Raw genomic sequence first — 12222 nt, forward strand, 5'->3', positions numbered from 1 at the left:
GGGGTTTGTCCACAGGGGGTTTTTTGGGGCCTCTGGGGGCGTCAGGGTGGTCGGGTGGACGCCTTGGACGTGGTGCGGCGGATCGCGGCCGCCAGGGACAATAGCTTCATGATCAACCAGGCGGGGCGACTGAGTTATCCACAGGGGGCGGGGGTTTGTCCACAGGGGGTTTTTTGGGGCCTCTGGGGGCGTCAGGGTGGTCGGGTGGACGCCTTGGACGTGGTGCGGCGGATCGCGGCCGCCAGGGACGGGATCGTGACGCTCGCGCAGGCGCGATCCGCCGGCCTGACCGCGCACGAGGTGCAGCGGTTGTGCCGCGCTGGCCGCTGGCGGGCGGTGGCGCGGAGTGGTTATCTCGTGGACGCCGATCTGTACGACGGCACACCCCGCCGCGCCAAGATCAGGGCGGTGGTCGCCTCGTTCGGCCCAGCGGCGACAGCCGTGCTGTCCACTGCCGCCGAGTTGCACGGCCTGGCCGGCTTGCGAGCGACGGAGCAGATTCACCTATCGGTTCCCGGCCCGCTCGCCAGGCCGGCTCGCCCTGCCCAGCCGGAGGTGCTGGTCCACCAGTTCGTCATCCCGCCGGAGCACGCCGTGCGGCTAGACGGAATCACCGTCACCGCGCCGCTACGGACCCTCGCCGACCTGTGTCTGCGAACTGACCGGTATTCGGCGGTGAGCGTGCTGGATTCCGCGCTGAACCGTCGAATCGTCAACGCCGATGACCTGCTCTCCATCCCGCGCCTCGTACGGGGGCGTCGCGGTGCGCTCGCGGCTCGTGGTTACCTCGCCGAGGCTGATGGGCGTGCGCAGTCGCCGCTCGAGACGCGGACCCGTCTCCGCTGTGTCGACGGCGGGGTGCCGCCCGATGTGTTGCAACTTGAGGTCCGCGACGATGACGGGTACCTGCTGGGCATTGGTGACCTTGGCTGGCGAGGGCCACGGATCATCGCCGAGGCCGACGGCCGCGGCCCGCACGGTGCTCCCGAAGCAGCCTTCGCGGACGACGCAGGCAGAACCGACTGGTCAACGCCGGCTGGACCGTTCTCCGTTTCACCTGGTCGGACACCCTCCGCCCCGACTACATCCCCTGGACCGTCCGTCAGGCGATCGCCGCCGCCCCCCACCGCCCCCAACCCCCCTCTAACGGCACCACTCACACCCCTTGTTGATCATGAAGTTATTACCAAGAAACGCCGGCGCGACTGGCAATAACCTCATGATCAACGAGGGGTGCGCGGGGGGCAGTAGGATCTCGGCGTGCGGGTTCTTTTGGTTGGTGGGGGCGGGCGGGAGCATGCGCTCGCCCTTGGTCTGGTGGCGGATCCGGCTGTTGACGCGCTGATCGCCGCGCCCGGTAACCCGGGCATCGCCGGGGTTGCCGAGGTGCGGGCGGTCAATGCCTCCGATCCGGCCTCGGTGGCGGCGTTGGCCGTGGAGACCGCGGCTGACCTGGTGGTGATCGGGCCCGAGGCGCCGCTGGTCGCCGGGGTCGCCGACGCGATCCGAGCCAAGGGCATCGCCGTGTTCGGTCCGTCCGGTGCGGCTGCCCAGTTGGAGGGCTCCAAGGCCTTCGCCAAGGACGTGATGACGGCCGCCGGTGTGCCGACCGCCCGGGCGTACGTCTGCACGGACGACGAGAGCACCGCGCGGGCGCTGGACGAGTTCGGTGCCCCGTACGTGGTGAAGGACGACGGGCTCGCCGCCGGCAAGGGCGTGGTGGTGACCGACGACCGGTCGGCCGCGCTGGCGCACGCACGGGAGTGCGGGCGGGTCGTGGTCGAGGAGTTCCTCGCCGGCCCGGAGGTCAGCCTCTTCGTGGTCACCGACGGCGAGGCGGCGCTGCCGCTGCTGCCGGCCCAGGACTTCAAGCGACTCGGCGACGGCGACACCGGGCCGAACACCGGCGGCATGGGCGCGTACGCACCGCTGCCGTGGGCCCCGCCCGGCCTGGTCGACGACGTGCTGCGTGACGTGGTTCACCCGACGCTCGCGGAGATGCGTCGTCGGGGCACCCCGTTCGCCGGGCTGCTCTATGTCGGGCTCGCGATCACGGCTGCCGGCCCTCGGGTGATCGAGTTCAACGCCCGCTTCGGTGACCCGGAGACCCAGGTGGTGCTCGCGTTGCTGGAGACTCCACTGGGCGGGCTGCTGCACGCGGCGGCCACCGGCACGCTGGCCGAGCATCCGCCGCTGCGGTGGCGGGACGGCAGCGCGGTCACCGTGGTGCTCGCCTCGCGGGGCTATCCGGCCGCGCCGCGCACCGGCGACGTGATCACCGGCGCGGACGGCCCGGGCATCATCCACGCCGGCACCGCCCGCCGGGCCGACGACGGCGCGTTGCTCTCCGCCGGCGGCCGGGTCCTCTGCGGTACGGCCACCGGCGCCGATCTGGCCGCCGCCCGGGATGCCGCGTACGCGCTGGTGGACGGGGTGCGGTTGGCCGGCTCGCAGCACCGTACCGATATCGCCGCAACCGCGATCGACGGCCGGATCACCATTCCCGGCGGGTCAACTCAGCCGTAGTAGCGGCGCAGCTCGCGGGCGAGCACCTTGCCGGTGGCGTTGCGGGGCAGGTACTTCACGAAGACCACGTCTCGGGGGACGCTGAATCGGGCCAGGTAGTGCCGGACGTACTCGCGTACCGCCTCGGGGTCGAGCGTCTCGCCGGGGTGTAGGGCGAGGAACGCCGACAGGCGCTGGCCGTACTCGTCGTCGGGTACGCCGATCACGGCTGCCTCGCGGACCTGCGGCAGTTGCGCGAGCAGGTCCTCCACCTCGGACGGGAAGACGTTCTCCCCACCGGAGACGATCATGTCGTCGGCCCGGCCGTCGACGAAGAGCAGCCCGTCGGCGTTGAGCCGGCCGAGGTCACCGGTGTCCAGCAGTCCGTCGTGGGTTTCCCGGCTGGCACCGGAGGTGTAGCCCTCGAAGAGCATCTCGTTGCCGACGAAGATCCGCCCGACCCGCCCGTCCGGCACCGGCTGGCCGTCGTCGTCGAGCATCGCCAATCGGGTGCCGTGCGGTGGTCGGCCGGCAGTGGTCGGTGCCTGGCGCAGATCCTGCGGGCCGGCGATGGAGGCCCAGGAGACCTCGGTGGAGCCGTAGAGGTTGTACAACACATCCCCGTAGGCGTCCATGAACTTCGGTGCCAGCCCGCCGGGCAGGGCGGACCCGCTGACCGCGACGACAGTGAGCGGGGGGCGTGGCTCCGGCGGGGTCACCTCCAGCAGCCGTTGCAGCATCACCGGTACGGCGAACAGCGCGTCGCATCGGTGCGTCGTCAGGGCGGCGAGCGTGGCGGCCGGGTCGAAGCGGCGGTGCAGCACGATGGTGGCCCGCAGTGCCAGGCAGACCTGTAGGGCGGCGAGTCCCCAGGTGTGGAAGATCGGGGCGGCGATCAGCACCCGGTCCCGGACGTGCAGGGGGATGCGGTCGATGATGGAGACCAGCGGGCCGAAGCCGCCGGGCGTCGGCCGGCGGGCGCCCTTGGGTGTGCCGGTGGTGCCGGAGGTCAGCACGATGATCCGGCCGTCGCGCTCCGGCGGGTGCAGGTCACCCGGCAGTGCCCCGGCCACCAACTCTTCGCGGGCGCGTTCGTCGAGTCGGGGCAGCTCGGCGGGGAGGCCGAGGACCCGCTCGGCGAACTCGTCGTCGTGTACCAGCACCCGCAGTCGCTGTTCCTCGGCGACGGTGGCCAGCTGGGCGGCGGAGAGCCCGGTGTTGACCAGTACCGCGTCGACGCCGAGCAGGGTGGCGGCGACGATCGTCTCGATCAGCCCGTGGTGGTTGCGGCAGAGCACGCCGATCCGGTCGCCGGCCTGCACGCCGAGCCCGGCCCGCATCGACCGGGCCATCCGTTCGGCCCGGTCGAGCAGGTCCTGGTAGGTCAGCTCGACGCCGTCCTCGTCGATGACGGCCGGCCGGCCGGGATCCCGGGCGGCTGCCTGGCGTAGCTCGCCGGCGAGGCTCCACCCCCAGGTCCGCAACGCGTTGAGCTGCGAGGCGACCCGGATCGGGCTGCCGGGGGTGAGCAGCCCGCGACGGGTCAGCGTGGCGACCATGAACGGCAGGTCCATGCCGCAGACCTCCTCGGGGTGGTGCGCGGACGGGGCGACGCGGCTCCCCGCCCACCAGGGCTTCTTTCCTTGATCATGCACCGGGCGCGGTCGGCGGCCCAGTCGGCGTCGGCATGGGGTGACGAAGACGGCACACGTGGTGGGATTCTCCGGACCGAATGGCCCGCCCCCGGCGGAGGCGGACCGGATGGCCCGGCTTCGCCGAGGCGGGCCGGGCCACCGGGTCAGCGGATCTGCATCCCGGAGACCGCCCGGGAGATGACCAGCCGCTGGATCTCCGAGGTGCCCTCGAAGATGGTGTAGATCTTGGCGTCCCGGTACCAGCGCTCGACCGGGTGGTCGCGCAGGAAACCTGCCCCACCGAGCAGTTGCACCGCCTTCTCGGTGACCGACACCGCCACCTCGCCGGCCTTGAGCTTGGACATCGACCCCTCGCCCGCGGTGAACGGGCGGTTGTTGCGGCCCATCCACGAGGCACGCCACACCAGCAGCCGCGCCGCGTCGATCTCCATCCGCATGTCGGCCAGCGCGAACGCGACCGCCTGGTTCTCGATGATCGGGCGTCCGAACTGGACCCGTTCCTTCGCGTAGTCCAGGGCGTACTCGTAGGCGGCCCGGGCCACGCCGAGCGCCTGCGCGCCGACGGTGGGCCGGGACAGCTCGAAGGTGCGCATCGCGGCCTGCCCGGTGGACCGCTGACCGGAACGGGCCCGGGCCAACCGCTCGTCAAGCGAGTCCTTGCCGCCGAGCAGGCAACGGCCCGGTACGCGTACCCCGTCGAGGAAGACGTCGGCGGTGTGTGACGCGCGAAGACCGAGTTTGCGCAGCTTGCGGGTGGCGGCCAGGCCGGGGGTGCCGGGCGGTACGACGAACGCCGCCTGACCTCGGGAGCCGAGCGTGGGGTCGACGGAGGCGGTGACCACGTGCACTCCGGCGATGCCGCCGTTGGTGGCGTACGCCTTCTGCCCAGTCAGCACCCACTCGTCGGTGGCCTCGTCGTAGACGGCCCGGGTGCGCATCGCGCCGACGTCGGAGCCGGCCTCGGGTTCGCTGGTGCAGAACGCGGCGACGGCCGGCGAGTCGACGTCGCCGAAGCACTGCGGCACCCACTCGATCATCTGGTCGGGGGTGCCGGCGCCGTAGATGGCGGCGACGGCGAGCGAGGTGCCGAAGATGCTCAGGCCGATGCCGGCGTCACCCCAGAAGAGTTCCTCGCTGGCGATCGGCAGGGAGAGCCCGGTCGGGTCGGCCCAGCAGGTGGCGAGGAACTCGAAGCCGTAGAGGCCGACCTTGGCGGCTTCCTGGATCACCGGCCACGGGGTGTCCTCGCGCTCGTCCCACTCGGCGGCGGCCGGGCGCACGACCTCGGCGGCGAAGCCGTGCACCCAGTCGCGTAGATCCCGCTGTTCCTCGTTCAGGTCGAGCGAGAACTCAGCCATGTCAGGCCTTGGGGATGTCGAACAGGTTGGCGATGTTGGCGGCGAGGCCGAGGTCGCCCTTCGCCTTCAGCTTGCCGGTCATGAACATCATCACCGGGTTGGCGCCACCGGAGACGATCTTCAGGAACTCGACCGGGCCCATGGTCAGGCTGAGCTTCGGGTCGTGCTGCGGGGTCTCGTTCACGACACACGTGCCGTCGGCGATGACCACCTCGTAGGTGTCGTTGCCGCCGTCGGGGCGACCAGTGATGATCCAGTGGATGACCGCGTTGGTGGAACCGGCCCGGTCCGCGCGGAACAGCGACGGCATCCGGCCGAACACCTCACCGAGGATCTTGCCGCGCAGGTCACCGGACATCGCCTTGGCGATCTTGTCGTCCGGGGTGGACTTGACCAGCTGGGCGAACTCCTTGGGGCCGACGTTGGCGAAGGTGGCCGGGTCGAAGTCAGTCATCAGGTGCGCCTTCCGGAAGTTTGGCTACTCGCGCGTAACCCTACGCACGAGTAGGTATGCTCGCAAGGTGTCCACCGTCCCCGCCTTCAAGCGCCTGCCACGTGCCGTCCGCGAGCAGCAGATGCTCGACGCGGCCGTGCGGGTCTTCTCCCGGCGCGGCTTCCACGCCGCCAGCATGGACGAGATCGCGGAGGACGCCGGCATCTCCAAACCCATGGTCTACGCGTACCTCGGCACCAAGGAGGAGCTCTTCGTCGCCTGCCTGCACCGGGAGGGCACCCGGATGATGCAGGCCATCGCCGGGGCGGCGGCCCCCGACCTGCCGGCCGACGAGCGGCTCTGGCGCGGGCTACGGGCGTTCTTCGGCTTCGTCGGCGCCCACCGGGACGGCTGGGCGGTGCTCTACCGGCAGGCCCGGGGCGAGCAACCGTTCGCCGGTGAGCTGGCCGCCATGCGGGCCCGGCTGGTCGAGGTGGTCGCCGGGATGCTCGACCACGCGCTGCGCGCCGAAGGCCGCGAGATCGCCGCCGTCGATCTGGAGGTCGTCGCGTACGCGCTGGTCGGCGCGAGCGAGTCGCTGGCCGACTGGCTCGCCGACCACCCGGAGGCCGACCCGGAGAAGACCGCCACCCGGATGATGAACGTCGCCTGGCTCGGCGCGGCCCAGCTCCTGCACGGCGTGACCTGGCGACCGCCGACGCACTGACCGACCCGGATCACCGCACCGGGGTCCGCGCCACCGGCTGGCTCGCGGGAGTCGGCCGGGCGGATCGACGACGGTTGCGGAGCCAGCGGACCACCTCCACGACAAGCGTCACGGTCAGGGCGAGACCCAGACCGAGCAGGAGGCCGCGCAGCGGGTTCTGCTCGAAGGCCAGCCCGCCGACGTAGCCGACCACCGCCGAGTAGAGCCCCCAGGAGCCGGCGGCGAGCGCGTCGAAGGCCAGAAAACGCCGCCGGGGATACCGCACCGCGCCCATGGTGAGGGTGACAGCGGTCCGGCCCCCCGGCACGTAGCGGGCCACGGTGAGGATCAGGCCGCCCCGGGTCGCGATTCCCCGACGGGCCCAGTCGATGGCCCTGCGGCGTCGGCCGTCGGGCGGCAGCCGGTCGAGCAGGCGGGTGCCACCCTTGCGGCCGATGGCGTACGAGACGTGGTCACCAACCAGCGCTCCGGCGGCGGCCACCACGATCACCAGCGGCAGGTACGGCGCGCCAGCGGCCGCGAACACCCCAGCGGTGATCACCGCCGTCTCGCTCGGCACGACGGGAAAGAAGCCGTCGAGCACCGCGATCGCGAAGATCGCCAGGTACACCCAGGGCGAGGACATCGTCTGGTGCAGCAGGTCGAGCAGATCCATGATGCTGATGCTGCTGCGGGTGGCGGTCGCCGCCATCGGCCAGTGGTCAGGCAGGCGGCACTACTTTGGTAGCGGCCGGCCCGGACGACGGCTCGGGGTCTTCCCCCATCCCGCCCCGGTCCGGCGGCGCGGGGCGGGCCGATCCGTTCGCGAAGCCCTACGCTCGCTGGGTGGCCTCCAGCCCCGCCGCCGTCCGGCGGGCCGTCCAGCGGTACGCCCCACTGTTGCTCGCCGTCACGGTCGCGGCAGCGGTCTGGGCCAGCGCCGCCGGTGACATCGGCGTCCGCTCGCCGCTGCCCGGTGCCGTCGTGCTGGTGCTCGCGGTGTCCTCGGGTTGGGCCACCGCCACCGTCCGGACCCGCCGCTGGCCGTTGTTCCTGGCCGCGGCGGTCGGATGGCTGGTGCTCGCCGCGGCGGCGGCCGGGGTGGTCGCCTCGTACCAGGCGGGTCTGCGGCTGCGTGGCCGGCGACTCGCCGGCTACCTCGCCGGTGTGGCAGTGGTGCTGGCCGGTGGGGTGCTGGTCGGGCTGGCGGTGGGTGGCCCGCGTCGGATCACCACCGCCACCACCGGCAACGTGCTGCTGCTCGCCGCCTGTCTGGTCGGGCTTCCGCTGGTCTTCGGCCTCTGGGTGCGAGCCCGCCGGGACACCCTCGCCGCGCTGCGGGACCGGGCCGAGCGGTTGGAACGCGAGCGGGAGGCGCACGCCGACCGGGTTCGTGCCGAGGAGCGGACCAGGATCGCCCGGGAGATGCACGACGTGGTGGCGCACCGGGTCTCGCTCATGGTGGTGCACGCCGGAGCGCTGGAGGTGACCGCCGCCGATTCGGCCACCGTCGAGGCCGCCGCGCTGATCCGGGCGACCGGCCGGCAGGCGCTCACCGACCTGCGGGAGGTGCTGGGCGTGCTGCGGCAGGCCGGCCCGGCCGTGGTGCCGGAGCGGGGACTCGACGCGTTGGACGAGCTGATCGAGGAGTCCCGTACCGCCGGTCTGCGGGTGTCCCGGCAGGACGAGGGCGTGCCGCCGGCACTACCGGCGACCCTGGGGCGCACCGCGTATCGGGTGGTCCGGGAGGCGTTGACGAACGTGCGCAAGCACGCCGCCGACGCCGAGACGGTCGTCTGCCTGCGCTACCTGCCCGACGGGCTGGAGGTGGTGGTCCGCAACGGCCCGTCCGACCGCCGGTCGGCGCTGCCCGGTGCCGGGCAGGGGCTGCTCGGGCTGCGTGAGCGGGTGGAGCTGCTCGGCGGCCGGCTGGAGGCCACCGCGGTGGACGGCGGATTCCTGGTCCGGGCCCTGCTTCCGCTGGCGGGTGCGGCGTGATCCGGGTGGTGGTGGTCGACGACGAGCAACTGGTCCGGGCCGGGCTGCGGTTGATCCTCGAGGCGGCGGCGGACATCACGGTCGTCGGTGAGGCGGCCGACGGCGCCGGCGCGCTGGAGCAGGCCCACCGGTTACGCCCCGATGTGGTGCTGCTCGACGTGCGGATGCCGGGCGTCGACGGGCTGACCGTCGCGCCCGAGGTGGTCGCCGCCGGCCCGAAGGTGATCATGTTGACCACCTTCGACCTCGACGAGTACGTGCACCGGGCGCTGCGGGCCGGCGCGGTCGGCTTCCTGCTCAAGGACACCCCACCCCGCGAGTTGGCCGCGGCCGTCCGTACGGTGGCCGCCGGGCACGCGATGCTGGCCCCGACGGTGACCCGGCGACTGATCAGCTCGTTCGCCGAGCGTGGTCCGGGCCGCCGGGACACGGCGCGCGAGCGGCTCGCCGCGCTCACCGAGCGGGAGCTGGCGATCGTCCGGGAGGTGGCGCTCGGGCACGGCAACGCGGAGATCGCCCGGCGGCTGACGATGAGCGAGGCCACGGTGAAGGCGCATGTCAGCCGGGCGCTGGCGAAACTGCACGCGGGCAACCGGGTGCAGTTGGCGATCCTGGTGCACGACGCCGACCTGCTGTGACGTGACCGGCCGACACCGGTCAGCGGTGCGACGCCGCGCGACGGTGTGCCCGGCGGCGCAGCCAACGAATTCCCTCCAGGCCGAAGGTGACGATCACCGAGATCCCCACGCCGACCAGCAGTCCCTTGATCGGCTCCCGTTCGAAGGCGAGCCCACCGAAGTAGCCGAGCAGCCCGCAGTACACCGCCCAGCTGACGGTCGCGATGCTGTCGTACAGCAGGAACGCCCGGCGGGGATAGCCCACCGCGCCCATGGTGAGGGTCACGGCGGTCCGGCCGCCCGGCAGGTACCGGGAGGTGGTCAGGATGATTCCGCCGCGCCGGTCCACCGCCCGCCGGGCCCACTCTGAGCTGGCCCGTCGGCGCTGCCGTTCGGCAGCCGCGCCAGCCGCTGCGCGCCGCCGCCCCGACCGATGGCGTACGAGACGTGGTCGCCGACAAGCGCGCCGACGGCGGCGCTGACGATCACCAGGACCAGGGCGGGGTGGCCGCCGCTGGCCGACAGCACCCCGGCGGTGATCACCGCTGCCTCGCCCGGCACCGCGGGAAAGAACGCGTCGACCGCGGTGAGCCCGAAGATCAGCAGGTACACCCACGGTGACGTGACCGTCCCACGGAGGAGGTCGAGCAGGGCGTCCATGCACTCATGCTCGCCGGGGACGGGCCGCCCGGTGGTCGAGTCGCCGGAACGCCCTTCACGGCTCTGCCGGTCAGCCGGCGCGGACCAGCGCCGGTGCGGTGAGCAGCGGGCCGAGCGGGGTCTTGTCCCCGGCGGTGGGACCAGCCGAGGTCAGCACCACCGGGGTGCCCAGCTCCGCGCTGACCGCCGCCGCCCAGTCGGCCGGTGGGTCGTCGTAGACCGGACGGGAGCGCAGTAGGCGGGCGGTGAGCGCGGCCTGCCGGTCCAGGTCGCCGGGTGGGCCCGGGGTGAGCCGGTCGGTGGTGTCGTAGCGGCGGCAGATCCGCAGCCCGGGACCGGCGAGGTCGAGGTGGGTCAGGGCCAGGCCATCGACGCCGCCGACGACGTCGAGGGCGTACCGGTGGGCTACCGCGTCGAAGTGACCGAACCGGAACCGGCCCTGCCACTGGTTCGTCGGGTTGTGCGGGTCGGCCAGCGGCAGGGCCGGGTCCTCGGTCACCAGCGGGCCGGGCCCGTGCCGGGTGGTGACCACCCGGAGCACCCCGACCCGGGTCAGCTCACCGGCCTGGCCCGCCTCGGCGAGCAGGCTGTCGGCGTTGGCGAACGTGGTGGTGCTCCAGGTGGTGTACGGGTGGAAGCCGTGCCACTCGTCGAGCAGCACCCCCTGCGCGCCCTCGAAGACGCAGGTCCCGGCGCGCAGCGCCCCGGCGAGCCAGCTTCCGTCCACGATCGCGACCCGCCCGGCGAACCCGGTGAACGCAGGCAGGCAGGCCTCGACCGGTGGCGCGTCCAGCGGGCCCAGCTCGGCGGTCAGCCGGTCCCGCAGGACGGTCAGCCGGCGGCGCAGCAGCGCCGGGTCGCGGCAGTCGACGACCCGGGGCGCGTCGTCGGGGTGGCGAGGCCGTACCCGACGGCCTCGCCCACCCCCAGCCCGCAGGAGCCGTGCCGGTCGGCTCCCCGGGCGGTCTCCCGGGCCCGGTTGGCGGCCCGGTGGTACGGGGTGGCGAGCAGCGCGTCCCCGTCGATGGTCAATCGGTCGAGCGCGTCGGGCACCCCGACCGTGGCGAGGTGGTCGGCCTCGGCGGCCAGCGCCAGCGGGTCCACCACCACGTGCCGGGACAGGTGCGTACGCACACCGGGATGGAACGTGCCGGCGCCGAACTGCGCGAACGTGTGGTGCCGCCGGTCGCGCCGCACGACGTTGTGTGCCGCCTGCGCGCCCCCGTTGAAGCGGACCACCGTGTGCACCGGACGGGTGGCGCAGAGCCAGTCCACCACGGTGCCCTTACCGGCGTCGCCGTAGCCGAGGTCGACCACCGCCAGGTGCCTCACAGCCGGGTCACCCCGTCGGTGGTGTCGGTGAGGGTGGGCAGCGTGGACACCTCGGCCCGCCGTCCCCGGCCGAGCCGGGCCAGCGCCTTCGACACGGTCCCGGTGGCGCTGGAGCCGGCGCGGTCCAGGTGGCGCAGACCCTCGTCCAGGTCGATGGCCTGCTCGCCGAGGCCGACGGTGAGCGCAATGGTCTCGCAGACCGCGTCGAGGTCGTCGAGGACCACGGCGTTCTGCCCGAGCAGGCCACGCCAGAAGTCGAGCACAGTGGCGTTGCCGGCGTAGTGGCTGCCGGCCGGCAGCAGGTAGTAGGTGTCCCAGCGGCGGGTCACCTCGTCGACGATCTGTCGTAGCGGCAGGTCCTCGGCCAGGTCGTCACCGATCACCCTGGACACCTCCCGGGACTTCGCCCGTGGGTAGGCCAGCTCGTCGCCGATGACGAACAGGTAGCCGCGCCGGCCGCGCTTCTCCCAGCTGTCCGTGACGGTGTGCCGGGCCATGAAGTACATGGCCAGCTCGTACGACTCGGTCATCTGGCCGCCACCGCCGCCTTCGAGGACGATCCGGCCGAGGTCGTCGTCCATCCGGTTGTCCGACTCGAACTGGCCCACCTGCAACGGCACGCGGTCGCAGGTGGCGTCACCGATCGCGCCGAACATGATCTGCGGGTCGCTGGCGTAGCCCTGCCGTTGCAGCAGCCCGAGCAGCTGCGGCAGCTTGGTCTGTAGCACGCGCGGCACCGTGCGCATCGACCCGGTCACGTCGAAGAGCACCGCGACCGGGGTCGACCGGGGGTGCTCGGCGGAGTCGCGGCTCTCCCGGGTCGCGTCCCTGGGGTCGAGTGCGGGGTGCACGGTGCGTGCCCCGCTGTCGCTGTAGGAGAAGGCGCTGCCGCCGGTGGACCGGCGGTAGCGGTCGGCGGCGTCGTACACGTCGGTGGACCAGATTCCACTGCCCATGA

The 12222-nt window shown here is 72.7% G+C and carries 10 protein-coding genes and 2 pseudogenes; 5 read left to right on the forward strand and 7 right to left on the reverse strand.

Annotation, left to right across the window (positions count from 1 at the left end):
* Window positions 1–204: 204 nt before the first annotated feature.
* Together JM949_RS00565 and purD are read left to right on the forward strand one after the other, a co-directional pair.
* Window positions 205–1215: a type IV toxin-antitoxin system AbiEi family antitoxin domain-containing protein gene (locus JM949_RS00565; RefSeq protein WP_238432347.1), complete on the forward strand. Its 1011-nt coding sequence runs from the start codon at window positions 205–207 to the stop codon at window positions 1213–1215.
* 45 nt (window positions 1216–1260) lie between these two features.
* On the forward strand, window positions 1261–2526 hold the full coding sequence (purD, locus tag JM949_RS00570; protein ID WP_203146496.1) for a phosphoribosylamine--glycine ligase: 1266 nt from the start codon (window positions 1261–1263) through the stop codon (window positions 2524–2526).
* Here purD and JM949_RS00575 read toward each other — a convergent pair.
* The 3 genes from JM949_RS00575 to JM949_RS00585 form a co-directional block, all read right to left on the reverse strand.
* The gene (locus JM949_RS00575; protein ID WP_203146497.1) at window positions 2517–4079 is read right to left on the reverse strand and encodes an AMP-binding protein; all 1563 of its coding nucleotides are present in this window, start codon (window positions 4077–4079) and stop codon (window positions 2517–2519) included. The genes purD and JM949_RS00575 overlap by 10 nt on opposite strands.
* Window positions 4080–4303: 224 nt before the next feature.
* On the reverse strand, window positions 4304–5518 hold the full coding sequence (locus tag JM949_RS00580) for an acyl-CoA dehydrogenase family protein (protein WP_203146498.1): 1215 nt from the start codon (window positions 5516–5518) through the stop codon (window positions 4304–4306).
* Between the two features lies 1 nt (window position 5519).
* On the reverse strand, window positions 5520–5972 hold the full coding sequence (locus tag JM949_RS00585) for an SCP2 sterol-binding domain-containing protein (protein ID WP_203146499.1): 453 nt from the start codon (window positions 5970–5972) through the stop codon (window positions 5520–5522).
* Window positions 5973–6039: 67 nt separating this feature from the next.
* On the opposite strand from JM949_RS00585, the gene JM949_RS00590 reads away from it, so the two are divergent.
* Window positions 6040–6678 carry a TetR/AcrR family transcriptional regulator gene (locus JM949_RS00590; RefSeq protein ID WP_203146500.1) on the forward strand — a complete coding sequence of 213 codons (639 nt, stop codon included), beginning with the start codon at window positions 6040–6042 and terminating at the stop codon, window positions 6676–6678.
* 10 nt (window positions 6679–6688) lie between these two features.
* On the opposite strand, the gene JM949_RS00595 is transcribed toward JM949_RS00590, so the two are convergent.
* A complete protein-coding gene (locus JM949_RS00595) occupies window positions 6689–7369 on the reverse strand; it encodes a DedA family protein (protein WP_238432348.1) in 681 nt (226 codons plus the stop codon).
* Window positions 7370–7503: 134 nt separating this feature from the next.
* Here JM949_RS00595 and JM949_RS38900 point away from each other — a divergent pair, with 134 nt between their 5' ends.
* Entirely contained in the window at window positions 7504–8655 is a 1152-nt protein-coding gene (locus JM949_RS38900) for a sensor histidine kinase (RefSeq protein WP_203146501.1), read from the forward strand.
* Complete coding sequence (locus JM949_RS00605; protein WP_407664674.1) at window positions 8613–9293, forward strand: response regulator; 681 nt, start codon at window positions 8613–8615, stop codon at window positions 9291–9293. The genes JM949_RS38900 and JM949_RS00605 overlap by 43 nt, the downstream gene beginning before the upstream one ends.
* 19 nt (window positions 9294–9312) lie before the next feature.
* Here the strand turns inward: JM949_RS00605 and JM949_RS00610 are convergent.
* From JM949_RS00610 to JM949_RS00620, 3 genes and pseudogenes are all read right to left on the reverse strand, one after another.
* Window positions 9313–9932: pseudogene (locus tag JM949_RS00610) on the reverse strand (DedA family protein).
* A 70-nt stretch (window positions 9933–10002) separates the two neighbouring features.
* Window positions 10003–11264, reverse strand: a pseudogene (locus JM949_RS00615) (adenylosuccinate synthetase).
* Window positions 11261–12220, reverse strand: a complete 960-nt coding sequence (locus JM949_RS00620; protein ID WP_203146503.1) for a hypothetical protein — start codon at window positions 12218–12220, stop codon at window positions 11261–11263. Before JM949_RS00620 ends, JM949_RS00615 begins: the two are co-directional and overlap by 4 nt.
* Window positions 12221–12222: the final 2 nt, after the last annotated feature.

This window comes from Micromonospora tarensis (assembly GCF_016803395.1).
GTDB classification, from domain to species: domain Bacteria; phylum Actinomycetota; class Actinomycetes; order Mycobacteriales; family Micromonosporaceae; genus Micromonospora; species Micromonospora tarensis.

What these genes read in the sequence shown, in the direction of transcription:
- JM949_RS00575 (WP_203146497.1), bottom strand. Translation starts at nt 4,079, where the DNA reads ATGGACCTGCCGTTCATGGTCGCCACGCTGACCCGTCGCGGGCTGCTC.
- JM949_RS00580 (WP_203146498.1), bottom strand. Translation starts at nt 5,518, where the DNA reads ATGGCTGAGTTCTCGCTCGACCTGAACGAGGAACAGCGGGATCTACGC.
- JM949_RS00585 (WP_203146499.1), bottom strand. Translation starts at nt 5,972, where the DNA reads ATGACTGACTTCGACCCGGCCACCTTCGCCAACGTCGGCCCCAAGGAG.
- JM949_RS00595 (WP_238432348.1), bottom strand. Translation starts at nt 7,369, where the DNA reads ATGGCGGCGACCGCCACCCGCAGCAGCATCAGCATCATGGATCTGCTC.
- JM949_RS00620 (WP_203146503.1), bottom strand. Translation starts at nt 12,220, where the DNA reads ATGGGCAGTGGAATCTGGTCCACCGACGTGTACGACGCCGCCGACCGC.